This window comes from Serinicoccus kebangsaanensis (assembly GCF_008919445.1).
Classification (GTDB): domain Bacteria; phylum Actinomycetota; class Actinomycetes; order Actinomycetales; family Dermatophilaceae; genus Ornithinicoccus; species Ornithinicoccus kebangsaanensis.
Map to the genome: position 1 here is coordinate 377,143 of NZ_VSLG01000003.1, position 22,285 is coordinate 399,427.

General features: G+C 73.6%; 20 protein-coding genes. 6 read left to right on the forward strand and 14 right to left on the reverse strand.

Annotation, left to right across the window (positions count from 1 at the left end):
- Window positions 1–19 precede the first annotated feature (19 nt).
- Together FXF60_RS05605 and FXF60_RS05610 are read left to right on the forward strand one after the other, a co-directional pair.
- Complete coding sequence (locus tag FXF60_RS05605; protein ID WP_151524301.1) at window positions 20–538, forward strand: hypothetical protein; 519 nt, start codon at window positions 20–22, stop codon at window positions 536–538.
- A 4-nt stretch (window positions 539–542) separates the two neighbouring features.
- Window positions 543–1,046, forward strand: a complete 504-nt coding sequence (locus FXF60_RS05610) for a DUF2505 domain-containing protein (protein ID WP_151524302.1) — start codon at window positions 543–545, stop codon at window positions 1,044–1,046.
- Between the two features lie 9 nt (window positions 1,047–1,055).
- Here the strand turns inward: FXF60_RS05610 and pruA are convergent, their stop codons facing one another.
- From pruA to FXF60_RS05630, 4 genes are all read right to left on the reverse strand, one after another.
- Window positions 1,056–2,684, reverse strand: coding sequence for an L-glutamate gamma-semialdehyde dehydrogenase (gene pruA / locus FXF60_RS05615; RefSeq protein WP_151524304.1), 1,629 nt, complete (start codon window positions 2,682–2,684; stop codon window positions 1,056–1,058).
- Window positions 2,685–2,686: 2 nt separating this feature from the next.
- Window positions 2,687–3,163, reverse strand: coding sequence for a DUF6912 family protein (locus FXF60_RS05620; protein ID WP_151524306.1), 477 nt, complete (start codon window positions 3,161–3,163; stop codon window positions 2,687–2,689).
- A 118-nt stretch (window positions 3,164–3,281) separates the two neighbouring features.
- Window positions 3,282–4,682, reverse strand: coding sequence for a CpaE/TadZ family protein (locus tag FXF60_RS05625; protein WP_151524308.1), 1,401 nt, complete (start codon window positions 4,680–4,682; stop codon window positions 3,282–3,284).
- Entirely contained in the window at window positions 4,679–5,356 is a 678-nt protein-coding gene (locus tag FXF60_RS05630) for a CpaB family protein (protein WP_151524310.1), read from the reverse strand. Before FXF60_RS05630 ends, FXF60_RS05625 begins: the two co-directional genes overlap by 4 nt.
- 146 nt (window positions 5,357–5,502) lie before the next feature.
- On the opposite strand from FXF60_RS05630, the gene FXF60_RS05635 reads away from it, so the two are divergent.
- Complete coding sequence (locus FXF60_RS05635; protein WP_151524312.1) at window positions 5,503–5,721, forward strand: helix-turn-helix transcriptional regulator; 219 nt, start codon at window positions 5,503–5,505, stop codon at window positions 5,719–5,721.
- 13 nt (window positions 5,722–5,734) lie between these two features.
- Here the strand turns inward: FXF60_RS05635 and FXF60_RS05640 are convergent, their stop codons facing one another.
- On the reverse strand, window positions 5,735–6,280 hold the full coding sequence (locus FXF60_RS05640; protein ID WP_151524314.1) for a hypothetical protein: 546 nt from the start codon (window positions 6,278–6,280) through the stop codon (window positions 5,735–5,737).
- 154 nt (window positions 6,281–6,434) lie between these two features.
- On the opposite strand from FXF60_RS05640, the gene FXF60_RS05645 reads away from it, so the two are divergent.
- Both FXF60_RS05645 and FXF60_RS05650 read left to right on the forward strand, forming a co-directional pair.
- Entirely contained in the window at window positions 6,435–7,193 is a 759-nt protein-coding gene (locus tag FXF60_RS05645) for a LysM peptidoglycan-binding domain-containing protein (protein ID WP_202879566.1), read from the forward strand.
- The gene (locus tag FXF60_RS05650) at window positions 7,190–7,717 is read left to right on the forward strand and encodes an Rv3235 family protein (protein ID WP_151524316.1); all 528 of its coding nucleotides are present in this window, start codon (window positions 7,190–7,192) and stop codon (window positions 7,715–7,717) included. The genes FXF60_RS05645 and FXF60_RS05650 overlap by 4 nt, the downstream gene beginning before the upstream one ends.
- A gap of 24 nt (window positions 7,718–7,741) precedes the next feature.
- Here FXF60_RS05650 and secA read toward each other — a convergent pair whose 3' ends face one another.
- Window positions 7,742–10,444 (reverse strand): preprotein translocase subunit SecA, encoded by a 2,703-nt coding sequence (gene secA / locus FXF60_RS05655; protein WP_437440850.1) that lies wholly within the window; start codon window positions 10,442–10,444, stop codon window positions 7,742–7,744.
- 39 nt (window positions 10,445–10,483) lie between these two features.
- On the opposite strand from secA, the gene FXF60_RS05660 reads away from it, so the two are divergent.
- On the forward strand, window positions 10,484–12,244 hold the full coding sequence (locus tag FXF60_RS05660; RefSeq protein WP_151524319.1) for a GNAT family N-acetyltransferase: 1,761 nt from the start codon (window positions 10,484–10,486) through the stop codon (window positions 12,242–12,244).
- A 23-nt stretch (window positions 12,245–12,267) separates the two neighbouring features.
- Here the strand turns inward: FXF60_RS05660 and FXF60_RS05665 are convergent, their stop codons facing one another.
- The 8 genes from FXF60_RS05665 to FXF60_RS05700 form a co-directional block, all read right to left on the reverse strand.
- Window positions 12,268–13,476 (reverse strand): winged helix-turn-helix domain-containing protein, encoded by a 1,209-nt coding sequence (locus FXF60_RS05665; RefSeq protein WP_151524321.1) that lies wholly within the window; start codon window positions 13,474–13,476, stop codon window positions 12,268–12,270.
- 90 nt (window positions 13,477–13,566) lie between these two features.
- The gene (hpf, locus tag FXF60_RS05670; protein WP_151524323.1) at window positions 13,567–14,268 is read right to left on the reverse strand and encodes a ribosome hibernation-promoting factor, HPF/YfiA family; all 702 of its coding nucleotides are present in this window, start codon (window positions 14,266–14,268) and stop codon (window positions 13,567–13,569) included.
- Between the two features lie 113 nt (window positions 14,269–14,381).
- Window positions 14,382–15,128: a phosphoribosyltransferase family protein gene (locus tag FXF60_RS05675; protein WP_151524325.1), complete on the reverse strand. Its 747-nt coding sequence runs from the start codon at window positions 15,126–15,128 to the stop codon at window positions 14,382–14,384.
- Between the two features lie 47 nt (window positions 15,129–15,175).
- Entirely contained in the window at window positions 15,176–16,951 is a 1,776-nt protein-coding gene (locus FXF60_RS05680; RefSeq protein ID WP_151524327.1) for an LpqB family beta-propeller domain-containing protein, read from the reverse strand.
- Window positions 16,951–18,618, reverse strand: a complete 1,668-nt coding sequence (gene mtrB, locus FXF60_RS05685) for an MtrAB system histidine kinase MtrB (RefSeq protein ID WP_151524329.1) — start codon at window positions 18,616–18,618, stop codon at window positions 16,951–16,953. The genes FXF60_RS05680 and mtrB overlap by 1 nt, the downstream gene beginning before the upstream one ends.
- Entirely contained in the window at window positions 18,587–19,264 is a 678-nt protein-coding gene (gene mtrA / locus FXF60_RS05690) for an MtrAB system response regulator MtrA (RefSeq protein WP_151524331.1), read from the reverse strand. The genes mtrB and mtrA overlap by 32 nt, the downstream gene beginning before the upstream one ends.
- Window positions 19,265–19,295: 31 nt before the next feature.
- A complete protein-coding gene (ahcY, locus tag FXF60_RS05695; RefSeq protein WP_151524333.1) occupies window positions 19,296–20,768 on the reverse strand; it encodes an adenosylhomocysteinase in 1,473 nt (490 codons plus the stop codon).
- A 1-nt stretch (window position 20,769) separates the two neighbouring features.
- Complete coding sequence (locus FXF60_RS05700) at window positions 20,770–22,200, reverse strand: mycothione reductase (RefSeq protein ID WP_151524335.1); 1,431 nt, start codon at window positions 22,198–22,200, stop codon at window positions 20,770–20,772.
- Window positions 22,201–22,285 lie beyond the last annotated feature (85 nt).

Sequence of the window (22,285 nt, forward strand, 5' to 3'; positions counted from 1 at the left end):
CCTCCCTACAGTGGTGGTCATGACCGGGATCCGTGGGCCGGCCGGTGACGCCCGTGGCCCAGCCACCGCCAGCGGTGAGCGGGACGCCGCGGCCCTGCTCCGGGGAGCCGAGGAGGTCTCCGGGCTGGCTCCGGACCTGGGCTGGTCGGAGGCCAGCGGTCTGACCGAGGGGTTGCTCGACGCCCTGGCGCACCTGCTCGCCGACATCGCCTCCGGGCGGTCGGCCCCGCGCCCCCAGCCGGTGGTGGTGGGGGCGATCGGCGGCGCCGACCGGGCACCCGACCACGCCGGCTGCCGGGCGGCGGCCGCGCGTCTGCGGGCGCACGCCCCGGTGGTCTCCCGTCGTGCCCACCCCTGCGCCGCCGGTGCGGCGGCGGTCATGACCGACCTGGCCGACCTGCTCGACCAGGTGGCCGACCGGAGCCGCCGGGGCGCGCTCGGGGGCAGCGACAAGGGCGTCGTGCTGCGGCGGCTGCACCGCCTGCACGCGCGGGTGCGCGACACGCTCACCGGTGCGGGCGACCAGGCCGTACGGTGAGCCCATGAAGATCTCCGAGACGATCTCGCACCCGGCAGACCCGCAGCGGACGTTCGAGATGCTGACCGACCACGCCTACCAGGTGCTGCGCTGCGAGCGCTCGGGAGCCCTGGACCAGACCGTCCTCATCGAGCCGGACAGCGAGGGCAGCACCACGGTGACCGTCCGCCGGCACCTGCCGAGCGACGGCATACCGGACATCGCCAAGAGCCTCGTGGGCCCGCAGCTGCTCGTCGTGGAGACGGTGCGCTGGGGGTCCCCCGACGCCGACGGCGAGCGCGAGGGGGCGATGAGCCTGGAGCTGCCCGGGCTCCCGGTGTCCTTCACCGGTGGGGTGCACCTGCGCCGGGGCGCCGAGCCGGGGGTCACCGACCACCTCGTGGACGGGGACCTGGAGGCCAGGATCCCCTTCCTCAGCCGCCGGATCGAGGAGCTGGTGGGCGGGCAGCTGCGCGAGATCGTGCAGCTGGAGGAGGGCATCGCCCAGGAGTGGTTGGCGCAGCGCTGATGCTGCCGCTCACCCCATGTGGGGGTAGCGGTAGTCCGTCGCCGGCACGAACGTCTCCTTGATCACCCGGGTGTTGATCCAGCGCTGCAGGTTGGCCGCCGAGCCCGCCTTGTCGTTGGTGCCCGAGGCCCTGGCACCACCGAAGGGCTGCTGACCCACGACCGCACCGGTCGGCTTGTCGTTGATGTAGAAGTTGCCGGCGGCGAACCGCAGCCGCTCCACCGCCTGGCCGACCGCGGCGCGGTCCTGGGCGATGACGGCGCCGGTGAGGGCGTAGGGGGTCGCCGACTCCATCTGGTCCAGCATGACGTCCCACCGGGCGTCGGGGTAGACGTGCACCGCGAGGATCGGGCCGAAGTACTCGGTCGTCATCATCTCGTGGGACGGGTCGTCGACGACCGCGACCGTCGGCCGCACGAACCAGCCCACGGAGTCGTCGTAGGTCCCGCCGGCGACGACCTCGACGCCGTCGTCGGCGTGGGCCCGGTCGATGACGTCCTTGTGCTTGGCGAAGGCCTTGGCGTCGATGACCGCACCCATGAAGTTGGACATGTCCCGCACGTCGCCCATGGGGATGCCCTCGGTGGTCTGCACCAGGTCGTCCCTCAGCCGCGCCCACACCGACGCGGGCACGTAGGCCCGGGAGGCGGCCGAGCACTTCTGTCCCTGGAACTCGAAGGCCCCGCGGACCATGGCGGTCCTCAGCACGTCCAGGTCGGCGCTGGGGTGGGCGACGATGAAGTCCTTGCCGCCGGTCTCGCCCACGATCCGGGGGTAGGAGCGGTAGGTGGACAGGTTGCTGCCGATCTGGTGCCAGAACGAGTTGAAGACCGCCGTCGAGCCGGTGAAGTGGATGCCGGCGAGGTCGGGGTGGGCCAGGGTGACGTCGGAGATCGCCGGGCCGGTCCCGGTCACCATGTTGACCACCCCGTCGGGGAGCCCGGCCGCCCGCAGGATCTCCATGATCACGCTGGAGGCGCGCTGCTGCGTGGTGGCCGGCTTCCACACCACGGTGTTGCCCATGAGCGCCGGGGCGGTGGGCAGGTTGCCGGCGATCGCGGTGAAGTTGAAGGGGGTGACGGCGTAGACGAAGCCCTCCAGCGGCCGCTGGTCGATGCGGTTCCACGAGCCCCGGGGGTTGCGCAGCGGCTGCTCGGTCAGCAGCTGCCGGGCGTAGTGCACGTTGAAGCGCCAGAAGTCGGCCAGCTCGCAGGCGGCCTCGATCTCGGCCTGCAGCGGGGTCTTGCTCTGCCCGAGCATGGTGGCGGCGTTGATCCGCGCCCGCCACGGGCCGGTCAGCAGGTCGGCGGCCTTGAGGAAGATCGAGGCCCGCTCCTCGAAGGACATCGCGCGCCAGGCCGGGCCGGCCTCCAGCGCCGCGTCGACGGCGGCGGTGGCGTCCTTCTTGGTGCCGTCGCGCAGCGTGCCCAGCACCTCGGCGTGCGCGTGCGGCTGCACCACCTCGATGGCCTTGCCGCCACCGGTCACCTCCTGGCCACCGATGACGTGGGGCAGGTCGACCGGGCTCGCCGCGATCTCGGCGAGCGCGACCTCGAGGGCCGCCCGCTCGGCGCTGCCCGGTGCGTGGTCGAGCACCGGCTCGTTCAGCGGGGTGGGGACGTCGAAGATGCCATCCATGGTCAGTTCTCCTCGGGTCGGGTCGGCGCCGGGCCGGTGGTGTCGGTCCGCGCCAGGCGCTCGGTCAGCTCCAGCACGTGGTCCAGCTCGGTGGTGTCGAACCAGGACAGCTCGATGCCCTCGTCCTCGTCGGGGAGGCGGGACGGGTCACCCGTGATGACGTCGTCACCCAGGTGCAGCGCCGCCACACGGGGCAGGTCCACCTGGCCGACCTCCACCCAGGGTCCGGAGTCGAGGCGGACGTCGCGCTCCTGCACGTCGACCGCGGCCAGCAGCACGGGAGCTCCGGAGCCGAGCAGCCAGCCTGCGGCCGTCTGGGCCGCGGCATACTCGTGCTCGTCCTCGTCGGCGGTGGGTTCGGCGGCGCGCACCTCCGGGGTCACGGCGGTGGCCCGGAACGGGCCGTCCAGGCGACGCTCGGCACGCAGGACGGCCAGCTGCTCCCCGCTCAGCGGCAGGTAGCACCGCACGGTCGTCATCCACTCCTCCTCGTCCACACCGGCGTCGTCGCCGTCGCGATCGTCACGACAGACCTTGCCATGGTGACAGACCCGGGGCGCGATCCGGCACCCGGGGCGACGCGGTCCCGTCGCCCCGCTAGCGCGTGCCGAGCGGCAGCCGGGCACCCCAGCGGCGCCGGCCAGGGGACCGTGCCGGCCGGCCGCCGAGGTGGGCCGCGAGGGTCACCAGCGCCTGCTGCGCCGGGCTGCCCGGTCTCGTCTCCGCGAGGGTATGCCCGTGCAGCAGTGCGGCGTCCAGCGTCTCGCGGTCCTCGGGCACCAGGTGGATCCGGTCCGCCCGGGCGAAGCGCCGCAGCGTCTCGACGATCCTGCGCCCCGGCTCCGGCCCGACCGGCCCGGGGCGGACGCGCGTCACCACGACCTCGGGCGCCCCGGCGCTCAGGCCGGGCAGCTGGTCGAGGGCACGGACCAGGCGTTGCAGCCCCACCGGGTCACCCGATCCCACCACCAGCACCCGGTCCGCCTCCTGCAGGGCGCACAGGGTGGCGCCGTTGCGCCGTGGCGCGTCGGTGTCGAAGGACAGCTCCTCGTCCTGCTCCACCGAGGACGCGACGTCGACGACCACCCACCGCGCGAGCGCCCGGGCCTGCTGGATCACGTCGGCCAGCGCGGCCTCGCGGAGCTCGGTCCACCGGTCGGCCCGCGGCAGCCCGGTCAGCACCAGCAGCCCGGGACGCACCTGCGGCGCCAGGCGCAGCAGCGTCTCCTCGTCGAGCGTCCCCTGGTCCGCGGCACGCGCCGCCGCCGCCACGCCCGGTGACTCGTCCAGCACCGCCAGGGCCTGGGCGACGCTGCCGCCGCAGGTGTCGGCGTCCACCAGCACCACGCGCTGGGTCGGGTCGGCCAGCTCGTGGGCGAGGTTGACCGCGACGGTGGTCCGTCCGGTGCTGCCGTGCGGGCCCCAGACGACGATCACCTCGCCCTCGTCGCCGCCCTCCCCGGGCGGCGCGGGCGGCGTGGAGCCCTGGCCCGGCTCGCGCGCACCTGTCTCCTGCTCGTCGTGGGTGTCCCTCACGTCCCCAGGCCCGGCCGATGGTGCGCGCGCGTCGTATGCACCGGGGTCGACTCCGTCGGAGAGCACGCGGGCCTCCACGACGTCCCGCGCCAGGTCGGCCTCGTCGCCCGGGACGAACAGCTGCTGCAGGGCGTCGTCCAGGTCGCTCGTGGAGCTGTCCAGGCCGAGCGTCGCCGAGACGCCCCAGCGCCGGAGCAGGCGGGCTGCGTCCTCGTCGTGGTCCGGGTGCAGCCCGACCACCCGGGCACCGGCCGCGACCAGCCCCTGGACCACCTGGCGGTCCAGCCCACGCACGTCCCAGGACACCAGCGCCACCTGGGCGAGCCCTGCCCGGCAGGCACCGACGAGCTCGGCCACGTCCGCGCAGCGCCGCACCAGCCGGGCCTGCCCGGACCCGGTGAGCAGCGTCGCCACCTGGCTCTCCCACCGCGGCGCGACCGCCGTCACGAGCGACCGGGTCACCCGTCGGACTCCACCGGGGTGCGCGGCGCCGGCACGAGGGTGAGCCGGGCGTCCTGGTCCACCGCACCGATGAGGTCGCCCACCCGGTCGGCGGGCACGACGAGCGCCACGGCGGCCTGCCCCACCTGAGGCCCGAGCCCGCCCGACTGCTCGGCCACCCGGTCCACGAGCGCCCCGGGCAGGAGCAGCTCGGGGTCGAGGTAGGCCTCTCCCACCGCCTCCGTGTCCCGCCGGCTCACCCACACGTCGACCGAGGCGCCGGACGACAGCCCGGTCACCGCCGAGGCGTCCACCGGCACGTTGACGGTCTTGTCCAACGCCTCGCGCTGGGTCCCCAGCGCCGACGCGGGCACCAGCTCGCCCGCCCGCACCGCCCGCAGCAGGTAGGTGCCCTCGGTGACCGGCGTCTCGCCGTCCAGGTAGTGCTCCGACCCCTCACCGAGCCGCGCCGGGACCGGCACGAGGTCCCCCTCCTCGACCTGCTGGCCGGGCAGCAGGTCCCGTGCTGCGGCATACACCGGGCTGGTGTCGTCCAGCCCGGCGACCAGCCGGGCACCACCGGCCACCGAGAGCACCACCAGCAGCAGACCCACGACGAGGCGCAGGTCTCGCCAGCTGGGCGCCTGCAGGCGTCGCACCGTCCGGTGCTCCTGTGCCGTCCCCGTCCCTGACATGTCGGGACCCCCTTCATCCATCGTCTCCCGACCCGCACGATAGCCTGCGACCGCCTCGGCGCCACACCCGTTGTCCACAGGCCGATCCCCGCCTGGCGTCCGGGTCCGTAGGATCCTGGGCAGGACCCACGAGAGGAGAGTGGCGCGTGCCCGGGCCGAGATTCCTGACCCTGACCGATGTGGCGGACGAGCTGAACGTGTCCTTGTCGCAGGTCAAGGCCCTCGTCCGGTCCGGGACACTCGTCGGGATCAAGCTCGGGGGGCGTGGCGTGTGGCGGGTCGAGAGCGCGGAGCTCGAGGCCTACATCCAACGGATGTATGCCGAGACCCGGGAGTCGTTGCAGCAGGGCGAGGAGCTGCGCTGACCGGCCGGGCCGGCTACAGCCGCTGCACCATCGCCACCGCCGCGTAGGGCAGCGACACCAGCCCGCGCACCGCACCGGCGCGCCGTGGCTCGTCGTCCGCGTGCCGGGCCAGGTCGAGATGGTCGGCCAGCACCCGGTCGATGGTGCCGCTGCGCTGATCCCCCTCACGGTCGTGCACCCGGACCCTGGCCCGGTCGCGGCTGACCGCGCGCAACGCCTGCCGCAGCCCCCAGCGCCGAGGCCGGTCGTCGACCCGACCGGTCAACCCCTCGACCGACACCAGCGCATCCATCACCACGACCCGCTCCTGCCGCTCCTGCTGCCGCGGGTCGTGCACGAGCAGCCAGTCCGGACCCACGTCGACCAGGCGGACCGTGAGCGGACCCACGCCGCTGACGCGGACGCGGAGCGGTCGACCCACGTCGGCCGCGAGCCGGTCGCCGAGGTGGACGCGGGACCGCTCGGCACGGGTGTGCTCGGCCGCATCCGCCTCGACCTCGCGCCGCTCCCACTCCTGCTGCTGGGCCGCGAGGTCCTCGAAGAGCTGGTCCCACCGCATACCTCCATCGTGCCATCGGCCATCGCTGCACCGGGCGCGTCGTCCACAACCCCTTGACTCGTCGTCGAGTCGCCCTCTACCGTTCGTCAAAGAACGCAAATGCACATAAACGGACGCATACGTCTCGACGTCGGCGACCGGATCGGAGGGGGACGTGATCGAGACAGCACCGCGGGTGGCCGGACGTCGGCGCAGGCACGGCCTCGGGCCGTCCCTGTGGGGCGTGGCCGGCACGGTCGTGGCCGCAAGCCTCGGCGGGGTGATCGCGTCGCAGGCCGTGGCGACCTGGCCCGGTCCGGACCCCACGGCACCAGGCGCCTCCGTCCTCAGCGCGATGCTCCTGCTGGGCGCCGCGCTCCTGGGGTGGCTGACCCTCGTGCTCGCGGCCGCGACCTGGCAGGTGCGACCCGGGAGGACGCTGCCGTCGCACTCCCCCGCGCCGGTCCGGCTCGTCGGCGCCCTGCTCATCTCGCTCTCGGCGGCAACCACCGGAGCGGCTCAGGCGGCGCCGGTGGCGAGCCAGCAGCAGGCCGCCGACCTTCCCGGCACGCCGGCCGTCGACCAGGAGCGGCGCGCGGGCGAGTCGCCGGTCCGCACCGAACCGCCCGCGCCCGCCCCGCCGGTGCCGGGGTGGACGCCCACGGCTCCCCGTGCCGAGCCCGCCCGCGGTGAGGCCACGCTCGTGACCGGCCCGGTGGCCGAGACCCTCCCCGACCACGTCGTCGTGCGCCGCGGCGACACCCTCTGGGACCTGGCCGCACGCCACCTCGGCCCCGAGGCGACCGTGGCGGAGGTGGCGCAGGAGTGGCCCCGCTGGTATGCCGCGAACCGCGGCGTGATCGGCGCCGACCCGGACCTGCTGCTGCCGGGGCAGGAGCTGGTCGTGCCTGCGGCCGACGAGGTGGACCGGTGAGCGGCCGGGCGGCGTCCTCACCCGGCGTGCTGCACCTCACCCCGGTGGCCACCCACGAGCCGACCGCCGACGGCACCGACTGGAGCAGCCCCGGAGCGGACGGGCACGCCACCGCGCCCTACGTGCAGGGGTCGCTGGCCGTCGACTTCCGAGCCGAGGCCTACGACAGCTACTTCGGCCCGCAGGCCACCGGGACCCAGGACCTCCCGGAGGCGCAGGCATGGGCGCGGCGGACCCTGCGGGCCCTGCTGGAGATCTGCGCGGGGAACCGCCCCGTCGAGCAGCTGAGCCGCTGGTTGGCACCCGAGGTGCGCGAGCGCGTCGCCCGCCGGAGCCAGCTGGCCCGGCGGCGCGGCGGTCGCTTCGGCCCGCCGCTCGTCCGCGCGGTGCTCGCCTGTCACCCGGCCGACGGCGTGTGCGAGATCTCCGCCGTGGTCGTGCTGGAGGGACGCGTGCGGGCGCTCGCGATGCGGATCAGCGGGGTCGACGGCAGATGGGTGATCACCGCCCTGGAGCTCGGCTGAGCCGGACCGGCAGCGATCGGCAGCTCAGCGCTGGCGGGCCTTCGCCGCGCGACGCCGCTCGGCCCGGTTGCCCTCACCGGCGGCCGCCGACGGGGCCGCACCCTCGTGGTGGCTGCCGTCCGGGCGGACCTGGCTGGCCTCCGCCTGGCCGCCCTCGCCGGGGGCGGAGAACGTCAGGGACTGGGGTCGGGCACTCTGCTGCTGGCCCTCGGCGCCACCCGTGGTCACCTCGGCGTGGAACAGGTAGCGGACCGACTCCTCCTTGATCGCCTCCATGACCGCCTGGAACAGCTGGTAGCCCTCCCGCTGGTACTCCACCAGCGGCTCCCGCTGCGCCATCGCCCGCAGGCCGATGCCCTCCTTGAGGTAGTCCATCTCGTAGAGGTGCTCGCGCCACTTGCGGTCCAGGACCTGCAGCACGACGCGGCGCTCCACGTCCCGCATCAGCTCCTCGCCCAGCTCGCCCTCCCGGGCGTCGTAGGCGTGCTGCGCGTCGCTGGTCAGCTCCTCCACCAGCAGGTCGGTGGTGACGGCCGCCCGGCTCCCTGCCCGCTCCACGATCTGCTCGATGGCCAGCCCGACGGGGTAGACCTGGCGCAGCTCGGACCACAGGCTCTCGAGGTCGATCCCGTCCGCCAGGCCGCTGCCGCCCGCACTGGTGACGTAGTCCGCGACGACGTCGTTGACGAAGTGCCGGATCTGCTCGTGCAGGTCCTCGCCCTCGAGGACGCGTCGGCGCTCGGCGTAGATCACCTCACGCTGACGGTTGAGGACGTCGTCGTACTTGAGGACGTTCTTGCGGGTCTCGAAGTGCTGCGCCTCGACCTGGCTCTGCGCGCTCGCGATCGAGCGGGACACGATCCTGGACTCGATGGGCACGTCGTCCTGCATGCCGGAGGTGGACATCACCCGGTCCACGAGGCCGGCGTTGAACATCCGCATCAGGTCGTCCTGCAGCGAGAGGTAGAACCGGGACTGCCCCGGGTCGCCCTGGCGACCTGAGCGGCCACGCAGCTGGTTGTCGATCCGCCGCGACTCGTGCCGCTCGGTGCCGAGGACGTAGAGGCCGCCCAGCTCGACGACCTCCTCGTGCTCGGCCTGGACCGAGGACTCGGCCTGCTCGAGGGCACCGTCCCACGCCGCCTCGTACTCCTCCGGCGTCTCGTGCGGGTCCATCCCCCGGGCGTGCAGCGCGGCGACCGCGCGGAACTCCGGGTTGCCGCCCAGCATGATGTCGGTGCCGCGGCCGGCCATGTTGGTGCTGACCGTCACCGCACCCTTGCGACCGGCCTCGGCGACGATGGAGGCCTCCCGCTCGTGGTGCTTGGCGTTGAGCACCTCGTGCTTGACCCCCCGCCGACGCAGCTGATCGGAGAGGTACTCCGACTTGGCGACCGAGGTCGTCCCGACCAGGACCGGCTGCCCCGCACGGTGCCGCTCGGCGATGTCGTCGACGACCGCGGCGAACTTCGCCTCCTCGGTGCGGTAGACCAGGTCCGGCAGGTCCGCGCGGACCATCGGCATGTTCGTGGGGATGGACAGCACGCCCACCTTGTAGATCTGGTGCAGCTCGGCCGCCTCGGTCTGGGCGGTGCCGGTCATGCCGGCGAGCTTGTCGTACATCCGGAAGTAGTTCTGCAGCGTCACCGTGGCCAGGGTCTGGTTCTCGTTCTTGATGTCCACCCCCTCCTTGGCCTCGATCGCCTGGTGCATCCCCTCGTTGTAGCGGCGCCCGGGAAGGATGCGGCCGGTGTGCTCGTCGACGATCATGACCTGGCCGTCCATGACGACGTAGTCCTTGTCCCGGGTGAACAGCTCGCGCGCCTTGATCGCGTTGTTGAGGTACCCGATCAGCGGGGTGTTGGCGGACTCGTAGAGGTTGTCGATCCCGAGGTAGTCCTCGACCTTCTCGATGCCCTGCTCGAGCACCCCGACGGTCTTCTTCTTCTCGTCCACCTCGTAGTCCCCGGTGGCCTCGATCCCCCGCAGCTGGTCGCCGGCCTCACCCCGCTCCAGACGGCGGACGACCTTGGAGAACTCGGTGTACCACTTGGTGGCCTGGTCCGCGGGTCCGGAGATGATCAGCGGGGTCCTGGCCTCGTCGATGAGGATGGAGTCCACCTCGTCGACGATCGCGTAGTGGTGCTCACGCTGCACGAGGTCCTTGAGCGAGGTCGCCATGTTGTCGCGCAGGTAGTCGAAGCCGAACTCGTTGTTGGTGCCGTAGGTGATGTCCAGGGCGTACTGCTCGCGCCGCTGGGCGGGCGTCATCGAGGACAGGATGCACCCGGTCTCCAGGCCGAGGGCCCGGTGCACGCGCCCCATCAGCTCGGACTGGTACTGCGCCAGGTAGTCGTTCGTGGTGATGACGTGCACGCCCTTGCCGGTCAGGGCGTTGAGGTAGGAGGGGAGGGTCGCGACGAGGGTCTTGCCCTCGCCGGTCCGCATCTCGGCGACGTTGCCCTGGTGCAGCGCGGCGCCGCCCATGAGCTGCACGTCGAAGTGCCGCTTGCCGATGGTGCGCTTGCTGGCCTCGCGGACGGCGGCGAACGCCTCGGGCATGAGCTGGTCGAGGGTCTGCCCGTCGGCCAGCCGCGCCTTGAACTTCTCCGTCTCCTCGCGCAGCTCCGCGTCGGTCAGGCCCTCGAAGTCCTCCTCGAGCGCGTTGACCTGCTTGGCGACGGTCTCCAGGCGGCGCAGCGCGGACTTCTCTCCGGCGCGCAGCATCTTCTCGAACAGGTTCGGCACCCGTCTAGGCTAACCGGCATGGAGCAGGACGCCGCATCGACGGTGGGTCCGGTGCGCGAGGGGAAGGGTGTGCGGCTGGTGCCGCCGACCGACCGCCACACCGCTCTGCTGGCCGAGCTGGGACAGGACGAGCGGGTGCGCGGCTGGTGCGCGGGAGCGCCGACGACACGGTGTCGCTGGGTCATCGAGGTCCCCCAGGGCGGGCCCGACGGCACCGTGCCGGAGACCCACGGATGGCAGCCCGTCGGCGTCGTGGAGTGCCGACCGGACGGGCACGGCGCCGCGGACGTGGGCGTGGCCGTGCAGCAGCATCACCGGGGCCGGGGCGTGGCCACCGCCGGCCTGGGGGCCGCGCTCGAGCACGCCTTCACCGAGGAGGGCGTCGTCCTGGCCCGGTGGTGGTCCGGGGCGGGCGACTGGCCCGCGCGACGCGTCGCGTGGCGGCTCGGTTTCACCCAGCCCCAACGGGTGCGCGGACTCGTGCCCGGCTCCTCGGACGAGGGCCCGCGGGACGGATGGGTCGCGACCCTCCGGCACGACGAGCCGCGGGAGCCCACCCACCCGTGGCTGGAGACGCCGGTGCTGGCCGGGGAGCGGATCGTCCTGCGCCCGTGGCGCGCCGACGAGGACGACCTGGCGGCCGCGCTGTCCACCGACGACCTGGCGCGGACCTTCGTGGGGCCGATGCTGCCCCCGGCGGCACGCGGGTCCGCCCTGGCGTGGCTGGCCGGCCAGCCCGAGAGCGCGGCCTCGGGCGCCGGGGTGCGCTGGTGCATCGCGGACCCCGAGAGCGACGCCGCGTGGGGCCTGATGGCCGTCTTCGACCTGCGCGACCCGTTCGAGCACGGGTGCGGGACGGTGGGCTACTGGTTGCTGCCCGCCGGCCGCGGTCGCGGTGCCGTGACCGAGGCGCTGCAGCTGGTCAGCCGGTATGCCTTCGCCGAGCTGGGGCTGCACCGTCTCGCCGCGGACACCGACGCCCGCAACGGCGCCTCGCACCGCGCCCTGCTGCGGGCGGGCTTCCGCTGGGTCGCCACCGAGGCGCAGGCCTGTGTCTACTCCCAGGGCGGGCAGCGTCAGGACAACGTGCGCTTCGAGCTGCTCGCCGACGAGGGCGCCCAGCGCGCGCCGCTGCCCGGTCCCCCGGCCGCGGTGAGCGAGACGAGGACCCCGGACGGCGCGGGCGCCGGAGGCCCGGGCATCCCGACGCTGCGCACCGACGGTCTGGTGCTCCGTCCGTGGCGGCCGGAGCCGGCCGAGGCGGAGCGGATCGTCGAGGCGGTGACCGACCCGGTGTCCCGGCAGTACCTGCCCGAGCTGCCCGACCCCTACACCACCGCCGACGCGCTGGCCTTCGTCGACCGTGCCCTGCTGCAGGCGCACCGCCGCGAAGCGCTCGTCTGGTGCGTCGCGCAGGAGGGCACCGACGTGCCGCTGGCCACGGTCACGTTGAGCGGGCTCGACCCACGGACGCGCACCGGGGAGATCGGCTACTGGGCGCACCCGCAGGCCCGCGGCCAGGGCGTGGTGTCGCGCGCGGTCCCGGTCGTGCTGCGGCACGCCTTCGCCCCGGTGCAGCAGCAGGGGCTGGGCCTGCGCCGGGTGGCCCTGCGGACGGCGGCGAGCAACGACGCGAGCCAGGCGGTTGCCCGTGCCGCCGGGATGCGCGAGGTGGGCCGCGACCGCTCTGCCCACGTCCTGCGGGACGGCACCGTCGAGGACACGGTGCGCTTCGACCGGCTGGGGGAGGACGAGGACGACCTGCCCGTCCCCGGCTGAGGACCCCACCCGACGGACACGGTTCAGGCCACCGGCAGGTCCACCCGCCTGAGTCCCAGCCACCCGGCCATTTCCTCCAGCTCCGCCAGCAGCCGGGGCGCGACCCCGGCGACCTCGACCCCGTCCTCCCAGTGGATCGCGCGCGCCACGAGCGTGCCGGCCTCCCGGTCCGCCTTGAGGTCGACCCGGCCCACCAGCTGCTCGTCCACGAGGAAGGGCAGGACGTAGTAGCCGTAGGTCCGCTTCGGCGCCGGGACGTAGATCTCCAGCCGGTAGCGGAAGTCCCACAGCTGCTCCACCCGCTCGCGCTGCCAGACCAGGGAGTCGAACGGGCTGAGCAGCGCGGCACCCTCCACCCGGCGGGGCCGCCTCGCCTCCGGGTCCAGCCAGACCGGTCGGTCCCAGCCGCGCACCCTCACCCGCTCGGCCTCGCCGGTGGCCTCCAGGCGCTCCAGGCCGCGCTCGACGAGGGGGCCACGGACGCGGAAGTAGTCGGCCAGGCAGCGCGCGCTGCCGAGACCGTGGGCGCGCAGCGAGATGCGGAGCAGGTCCACCACCGACTCCAGCTCCCCGGGTGCGCCGGGCCGGCCCGGTGCGTGGCGCAGCACCTCCTCCGGCAGCACCCGGGCAGGTGCGGCATACAGCCGCTCGAACTGGGCGGTGCGTCCGGCGCTGGTGACCTCGCCGGACTCGAAGAGGCACTCCAACGAGGTCTTGACGGCCGACCAGTTCCACCCCCAGTCCGCGTTGCCCCGCCCCGCGCCGTGCGGCAGGTGGACCTCCACCTCGCGCGCGGTGAGCGGGCCGTGCTGCGCCACCACCTCGGCGACCGCGGACACCAGCCCGGCGTGCTGCTGCTCCAGGTCCGCCCGCCACGCGAGGACCCGCGGACGCTGCATCCGGAACCCCAGCAGCGGCCAGGTCTGGATCGGGATCAGCGACGCCTCGTGCGCCCAGTACTCCACCATCCGGCGCCCCGCCCTGGCCCCGCCGCGCACCCCCGAGCCGTCCCGCAGCCGGTCCAGCAGCGCCGTGTCGTAGGGGCCGAGCCGGGAGAAGAAGGGCAGGTAGTGGCTGCGGGTCAGCACGTTGACGCTGTCGATCTGGATGACGGCCAACCGGTCCAGGACCCCGGTCAGCGCCCGGGTGCCGGGGTCGGCCGGTCGCTCCCGCCCGAAGCCCTGCGCCGCGAGCGCGATCCGACGTGCCTGTGCCTGGCTGAGAGTCCTCACGCCCTCAGCGTGGCAGGTGGGGCCGACACACGACGACCGGCCCGGGCCACCGCAGACGGTGGCCCGGGCCGGTCGGTGGGTGGTGCGGGGCTAGGAGGCGACCGCCGCCGCGTCGGCGGAGGTCCGCTCCTCACCGGCGTCGCCGCCGTCGCCGTCCGCGCGATCGAGCCGGAGCACGCCGTAGGACCAGCCGCGGCGCCGGTAGACGACGCTGGGCCGGTCGACGTCGGCGTCGTGGAAGAGGAAGAACTCGTGCCCCACCAGCTCCATCTGCGACAGGGCCTCCCCCACGGTCATCGGTGGCGAGGCGTGCACCTTCTCGCGGACCTCGATGGGGCTGTTCCCCCTCGTCTGGAGCGCCTCGTCGACGGCGTCCTCGGTGTTCTGGGGAGCGTCGCCGCTCGACCCGTCCTCCTCGGTGGCCAGGGGGTCCGTCGGCAACCCGAAGGTGGCCTCCGCCACCGAGGGCAGCCGGTGCTTGCCGGTGTGCGACACCCGCCGCTTGTCCCCCAACCTGCGCAGCCGCTCGGTCAGCTTGCCCATCGCGAGGTCGAGCGCGGCATACTCCTCGTCGGCCGCCGCCTCGGCGCGGACCACGGTCCGGTGCACGTAGCAGGTGATCTCGCAGCGCTCGGCCTCCTTGGCCTGCCGGGGGTTCGCCTCGTGGGTGAGCACCACCTCGGCGCGGCGGACGCGCGGCGACAGCTGCGGGATCTTGTCGAGCTTGTCCTCGATGTGGCGGCGGAACCGCTCGGGGACCTCTCGTTTGCGACCGGTCACGGTGAGTTCCATCAAAGTCCTCCATGCAAGACGTCGTGATCTGGGGTATGGCGTCGGCTGCGGCGCCTGCTCTCGTCCGGCCTCACCCCCTCACGTCTGCTCGCGAGGTGCTCCATGGACCCACACTAGTCCGCCGCCCCCGGTCGCGGTAGGGGGTCCGGGGACGGCGGCTGCCCACGCCGCGCGGTGGCCGCCAGGGTGGCGGCCACGACGGCGCCGGCACCACCCTCGCGCAGGGCCCGCGCGCACTCCGTGAGCGTGGCTCCCGTGGTCACGACGTCGTCCACGACCACGCACGGTATGCCCGCGAGCGCGCGGGCCGCGCGCGGCGCCAGTGCGACGGCCCGGTCCAGGTTGGCGGCACGCCCCTGTGCCGACAGACCCGCCTGGTCCTGCACCGGGCGGGCGAGGACGAGTGCGGGGAGCACCACCGCGCGACCGACGGCGGCCACCGCCAGCTCCCGCACGGGCGAGCGGCCCCGCCGACGCCGGCTGCCTCGGGCGGACGGGGCGGGGACGACCGCGACCGGCCTCCCCGCGGCGACCGCGGCCCGATGGTCGGCCGAGCACGCGAGCGCCGCCCGGACGCCGTCGCGCAGGACCGGGGCGAGGACGGCCGTCAGGTCCACCCGGTCCTGCTCCTTCCACGCCACCAGCCCGGCCCGCACCGCATCGGCATAGGCGGGGCCGGACCAGGTCGGCGGGAAGCCCGCCGGGCACGGCGTGGGCCGCCAGGGTCGAGGCCCTCCCGCCAGCAGCTCGACGGCGCACCGTCGGCACCACCGACGGCCCGGGGCCTCGCACCCGGCGCAGGCCGCGGGGGCGACCAGCCCGGTGAGGGCACGAAGGTCCGCATCCGGGCGCCACGGCATACCGCCAGCGTCCCAGCCCGGGAGGCGGCCTCCCGTCGTCCACAGGCTCAGCCGCCCGGGACCACCACCTGGTCGCCGTTGCGGACCGGCTGCCAGCCCTCCTGCCCCTCCGGCACGAAGATGCCGCCGTCCTCGGTCCGGGCGATCGCCTCGGCCCCGGTCGCCCGCGGGACGGGGACGACGTCCACCACCCCGGGCAGCTCCCCGAGCGACTCCAACCACCCGCCCAGCGGGAGCAGGAACGGCTGGGGTGCGGGATCCTCCGGCCGCTGACCCACGAGCAGCAGCTCGCCGGCCGAGCGCCAGCGGGCCGAGGTGACCTCGTCCAGGTGCGGGACCAGCTGCAGCGGCTCGGTGAGGCCGGAGGGCCGCCCCTGCCCGTCGCGGACGATCCCGCTCAGCACCAGCCGGTGGCTCACCTCGCCGGAGGCGGACTCGACGGTCCCCAGCACCACCGCCGCGCGGCTGCCGTCCGGGGAGATCGACAGGCCGTGGACGCGCTCCTGGTCGGCCAGCCAGTCCGTCTCGACCGGTCGCGCCACCGCGTCCAGGTCGTCGGCGTCGACCACCCAGATGCGGGGTGTCTGGCTGCTGCGGTGCACCCCACCCAGCCAGAAGGCGCCGTTCGTGTCGACGGCCGGTGCCGTGAGCCGGTCACCGATCCCCTCGTTGGTATGCACCTGCTCGCCGCGCCAGCGGCGGAAGGACCCCCCGTCTCCGGAGACCGCCGCGAGGTCGTCCAGGTCCCCGGTGGCCGACACCCCGGTCCACTCCAGGCCCACCGCGGGCAGGTCCACGTCGCCGAGGGCCGACTCCGGCACGTCGCGCAGCGCGTACTGCGAGGGGTCCACGACGGTGAGCTGCTCGCCCACCCGCAGCAGCACCTGTCCCACCTCCCGCTCGAGGTCGCTGAACGGCAGCTGGGTGGCGCCGGTGATGGGTCCGTCGGCGCCCTCGAGCCGCAGCGGCTGACCGGCCACCTGCACCTGCACCCCGGCGACGGACGACAACCCCAGCAGACTGTGCGCCAGCTGGCTCTGCAGCTCGTCCGCGGCGCCGTCGCCCGCCAGCGTCGCACCCTGCAGGTTGACCGTGGCCACCAGCGAGGACGGGTCCACCGGGACGGCCGGCGTCGCCAGCCGCATCCCCTCGCCGGCGGCCGTGCGCACCGCCCCCTCCAGGTGCGGCGGCAGAGGTGCCAGCTGGGCCCGGGTGACCGACGTGGGCAGGCCCTCGCTGTCCGCGAGCCAGCGCAGCTCCGGCACGAAGACGTCCTGCTGGGTGTTGAGGTAGGACAGCGTGGTCGGCCGGAACGCCCGCTCGAAGGCGAGCTGGGACAGCCACAGGCTCGCGTCGTCGGGGAAGGCGCTGATCCGGTGCTCTCCCCCCACCTCGGTGAGCTCGAAGGTATGCGTGGAGGTGCGGGGTGACTGCTCGGTGAGCCGGCCGTCGGCGTCCAGCCGCCCCACCGTCTGGACCTCGACCGTCACCTCGCCGGGGCCGGTGCGGGTCAGGGTGGTCTCCCCCTCGTAGATGCTCACGGTCGAGGTCGGGACCCACGCGCTCGCGAGCTCGGAGGTGAGATAGGTCCGGGAGACGTCGGTGTCGCTGGCGAAGCCCTCCGCGGCCCGGAGGAACCCCTGCACGATCTCCAGCTCGGTGTCGCCCTCCTCCGCCGCCGCCACGAAGCGATCCACCTCCCGGTCCGACTGCTGCGACACCGGCAGCCCAGGGCGCGGGTCGGGCGTGGTCGGCAGCTCACCGGAGCAGCCGGCCAGGCCGAGCGCCACGGCCACCGCGATGATCAGGGTGCGGCGGGGCATCAGTCGTCCTCCCTCGTGTCCAGGGCCAGCACCACGGCCGGGACCTGCGCGTCCACGCGCGCGGCGGACGGGCCGTCCGCACCCTCGGGTGCGGGGACCGGGGGCGGCTCCTCGGCGATGACATGGGTGTGCGTGCGGGGCAGCAGGAGGCGGAAGCACGCGCCCTCCCCGGGCTCGCTGCCGACCTGCAGCCAGCCGCCGTGGACGCGGGCGTCCTCCACCGCGATGGCCAGCCCCAGCCCGGTGCCACCCGTCGTACGCGTCCGCGCCGGGTCCGCGCGCCAGAACCGGTCGAAGACCTGTCGCTGCTGGTCCTCGGTCAGCCCGATGCCGTGGTCTCGCACCGAGACGGCCGCGACCTGCGCGGTGACCGCGACGGTCACGTCGACCGGTCGACCCTCCCCGTGCTCGACGGCGTTGGTGAGCAGGTTGCGCAGCACCCGGGAGATGCGGCGACCGTCCATGCATACCTCGACCCGCTCCTCCGGCAGGTGCAGCCGGACGTGTGAGCCCACCTTCTCCGCCAGCGGCCGGACGCCCTCCACGGCGGCCCGGACGGTGGGGACGACGTCCTCCTCGTGCCGCTCCACGGTGGCGGCCCCCGAGTCGAAGCGACTGATCTCCAGCAGCTCGGCGAGCAGGTCCTCGAAGCGGTCCATCTCCTGGTCCAGCAGCTCGGCCGAGCGGGCCACCGGCGCGGCGAAGTCCTCGCGGGAGGCGTGCAGGACGTCACCGGCCATGCGCATGGTGGTGAGCGGGGTGCGCAGCTCGTGCGACACGTCGGAGACGAAGCGCTGCTGCAGCTGGGAGAGGGAGCGCAGCTCGCGGATCTGGTGCTGGATCGAGTCGGCCATGGTGTTGAACGACGTCGCCAGCTGGGCGAGCTCGTCGCTCCCGACGACCGGCAGCCGCTCGTCCAGGTGCCCGAGCGCCACCTCCTGCGACGCCTTGGCGACCTCCTCCACCGGGCGGGTCACCATCCGGGTCGCGAGCAGCGCCAGGCCGACGGCGAGCGCCACCAGACCCAACCCGCCGAGCAGGAAGAGCTGGCGCACCAGGTCCAGGGTCTCCTGCTCGCGCAGCAGCGGGTAGACGAGGACCAGGTCGTAGGGGCCGGCCCGCAGCAGCGAGACCCGCGAGCCGACGACGACCGCCGTCACGCGGCCCTCGCCCTCCCCGAGCGACACCGGCTGCACGACCACCTGCTGGTTGGCGGGGTCGGCGTCGATCGCCTCCTGGAGCGAGACCGGGATGTCCTCGGCGGCCACGCCGGTCGCCATCCGCTCGACCACGCCGAGGTCGTTGCCGAGGGCAGGGAGCAGGTGCACCCGTCGACCGTCCTCGGGCGAGGGACCGCTCATCGACTGGATCTGCTCCTCGGCCAGCCCCCGCAGACCGCTGTCGTCGCGGCGGTCGGTGGAGTCGAACGCCCGTTGCGCCGTGGCCACCTGCTGGGAGGCGTCGCGCTGGGCGCTGGCGATCGCCTGGTCCACCAGGCCGCGGGCGACCTGCTGGTAGAGCACGGTGCCGAGCAGGGCGGCCAGCAGCGACCCGAGCAGCACGGTGGAGGTGATCACCCGCGCGCGCAGCGAGCCGCGCCACCACCGCAGCAGCCGCTCACCCGGCGCGGCCGCCTCAGGCGTGTCCGGCCTTGTACCCGACGCCACGCACCGTCACCACGATCTGGGGGTTCTCCGGATCCTTCTCGATCTTGCTGCGCAACCGCTGCACGTGCACGTTGACCAGGCGCGTGTCACCCGCGTGCCGGTAGCCCCAGACCTGCTCCAGCAGCGACTCCCGGTCGAAGACCTGGCTGGGTTTGGTGGCCAGGGCCACCAGCAGGTCGAACTCCAGCGGGGTGAGCGGGATCTGCTCGCCGTCGCGCGTCACCTCGTGGCCGGCGACGTCGATGAGCACGTCGCCCACCTGCAGGCGGGTGTCGTCGTCACTGTCCGTGCGACGCAGCCGGGCCCGGATGCGCGCGAGCAGCTCCTGCGGCTTGAACGGCTTGACCACGTAGTCGTCCGCCCCGGCCTCCAGGCCGAGCACGACGTCCTTGGTGTCCGTGCGCGCGGTGAGCATCACCACCGGCACGCCCGACTCGGCGCGCAGCTCCTTGCACACCTCGATGCCGTCCTTCGACGGGAGCATGACGTCGAGCAGCACCAGGTCGGGCCGGAACTCGCGGAACATCGGCATCGCCCGCCCGCCGTCGCCGCAGGTGGCGACCTCGTAGCCCTCCTTGCGCAGCACGATGCCCAGCATCTCGGCCAGGGCCTGGTCGTCGTCGACCACGAGTACTCGAGCGATCACGGGTTCCTCCTGCCTCTGCTCCCGGCGCTGATCAGTAGCGGTAGTGCTCTGGCTTGTAGGGGCCCGCCACGTCCACCCCGAGGTAGGAGGCCTGCTCCTTGCTGAGCTCCGTGAGATCGGCCGCGACGGAGGCCAGATGCAACCGGGCCACCTCCTCGTCCAGCTCCTTGCGGAGGGTGTGCACGCCGAGCGGGTAGTCGTCGATCCGCGTGTGCAGCTCGATCTGGGCCAGCACCTGGTTGGCGAAGCTCGTCGACATCACGAAGCTGGGGTGGCCGGTGGCGTTGCCCAGGTTGAGCAGGCGTCCCTCGGAGAGCACGATGATCGACCGGCCGTCGGCCATGCTCCACTCGTGCACCTGGGGCTTGATCTCCACCCGGCGCACGTCCGGCACCCGGGCGAGGCCGGCCATGTCGATCTCGTTGTCGAAGTGGCCGATGTTGCCGAGCACGGCCTTGTCCTTCATCGCCAGCATGTGCTCGACCGTGACGACGTCCTTGCACCCTGTCGCGGTGATGACGAAGTCGGCTTGGCCGACGACGTCCTCCAGCCGGGCCACCTGGTAGCCGTCCATGGCCGCCTGCAGGGCGCAGATCGGGTCGATCTCGGTGACGACGACCCGGGCGCCCTGGCCGCGCAGTGCCTCGGCGCAGCCCTTGCCGACGTCGCCGTAGCCGCAGAGGACGGCGACCTTGCCGCCGATGAGCACGTCGGTGGCGCGGTTCAGACCGTCCACCAGGCTGTGCCGACAGCCGTAGGTGTTGTCGAACTTGCTCTTGGTGACCGAGTCGTTGACGTTGATGGCGGGGAAGATCAGCTCGCCCGCCTCGTGCAGCTGGTAGAGGCGGTGCACCCCGGTGGTGGTCTCCTCCGAGACCCCGCGGATGCCGTCGGCCACCCGGGTCCAGCGGTCCGGGTCCTGCGCCATCGAGGTCCGCACCGTCTCGAGGATGACCTTCCACTCCTCCGGGTCCTCGTCCTGGGCGCTGGGCACCGCCCCCTGCCGCTCCCACTCGCGGCCCTTGAGCACGAGCAGGGTGGCGTCACCGCCGTCGTCCAGGATGAGGGTCGGGCCGCCCCCGTCGGGCCAGGCCATGATCTGGCTGGTGCACCACCAGTACTCCTCCAAGGACTCGCCCTTCCAGGCGAAGACCGGCACGCCCTGCGGCGCCTCCGGCGTGCCCTCCGGACCGACGACCACGGCGGCTGCGGCCTCGTCCTGGGTCGAGAAGATGTTGCACGAGGCCCACCGGACCTCGGCACCCAGGGCCACGAGCGTCTCGATGAGCACGGCGGTCTGGACCGTCATGTGCAGCGAGCCCGCGATCCGGGCGCCGGCCAGCGGCTGCTCGTGGCCGAAGCGCTCGCGCAGCGCCATCAGGCCCGGCATCTCGTGCTCGGCCAGGCGGATCTGGTGACGGCCCTGCTCGGCGAGGGCCAGGTCGCGGACCCGGTGGTCGAGATCTGCACGGGTCATCGTCGTCGTGTCGGGCATGGCGCTCATGCTACGTGGCGTCCCCGACGTCACCGGGCACCTGCAGCCCGAGGAGGGCGTTCTCCAGCACCTCGGACATCGCCGGGTGGATCCAGTACTGCCCCCGCGCCAGCTCGTGCGCGGTGCGGTCGGGTCCCATGCTCAGCGCCTGGATGGCGGGTTGGATGAGGGTGCTGGCGTGGGGCCCCATGGCGTGCACGCCGAGCAACTGACCGGTGGCGACGTCCCCGACGGCCTTGAGGATGCCGGTGGTGTCCTCCATCGCCCACCCGTAGGCGGTGTCGCCGTACCGCTGCACCTTGGTCGTCACCTCGTGGCCGGCGTCCTCGGCCTCCTGCTCGGTGAGTCCCACCGTCGCCACCTGGGGATGGCTGAAGATCGCGGCCGGCACGTAGCGGTGGTCGAAGGCACGCAGGTCGTCCGGGTGGGCCAGGTTGTGCGCCACCATCCGCGCCTCGTGGTTCGCGACGTGCTTGAGCTGGTGCTCCGACGAGGCGTCGCCGAGGGACCAGACGCCGGGCACGTCGGTGCGCCCGAAGCGGTCGACGACCACCCGGCCGTCCTCGTGGGTCCGCACCCCGGTGTGCTCCAGGCCCAGGTCGACGGTGTTCGGCGCCCGCCCGGTGGCGACGAGCAGCACCTCGCCGGTCACGACCGAGCCGTCGGTGAGCCCCAGCTCGACGCCGGCACCACCCTCGGCGACCGAGCTCGCCTCGACGCCGGTGCGCACCGTCCACTGGGCTCGCGCCAGGTCGGTGTATGCCGCCGCCACCTCGGCGTCCAGGACCCGCAGCAGCCCGTCCCCCCGGGTGACGATGGTCACCGCCACGCCGAGCGCGGAGAAGATGTGCGCGAACTCGGCGGCGATCACCCCGCCGCCGAGGATGACCAGGCTCGCCGGCAGCTCGCCCAGCCGCATCACCGTGTCGGAGGTGTGGAAGGGGACGCCGGCCTCCGTGACCGCGGGCGGGATCGTCGGGCTGGAGCCGGTGGCGATGACGATCTGCTCCGCCTCGATCCGGTGGACGGACCCCACCTCGTGCCGCCCCCCGGGCCGGGTGATGCGGACCTCCAGCTCGTGGTCGCCGACGAAGCGCGCGTGACCGAGGAAGGCCTCGGTCTGCCCGCCCTCGACCCGGTAGTCGCGTCCTCCGTCGCTGATCGGGTCGATCCGGCCGAAGATGCGGTCCCGGATGTCGGTCCACCGGACCTGGTCCAGCGTGGCGTCGATCCCGAAGCGGGCGGCGTCCCGGATCGTGGAGGCGACCTCCGCGGCATACACGAACATCTTGGTCGGGATGCACCCGACGTTCAGGCAGGTGCCGCCGAAGACGCCTTCCTCCACGACCGCGATCCGACCTCCTTCGAGCTCGGGCGTGACCAGCGAGTTGCCGGAGCCGCTGCCGATGATGACCAGGTCGTAGTGGGAGGTCTCGCTCACCCGGCCAGCCTAATGGGGGTGCAGGTCTCACTCTCGACTCGTGCGGGTTGGTGGGAGGCTTGTGGCCGAGCCGTCGGCCGGTGAA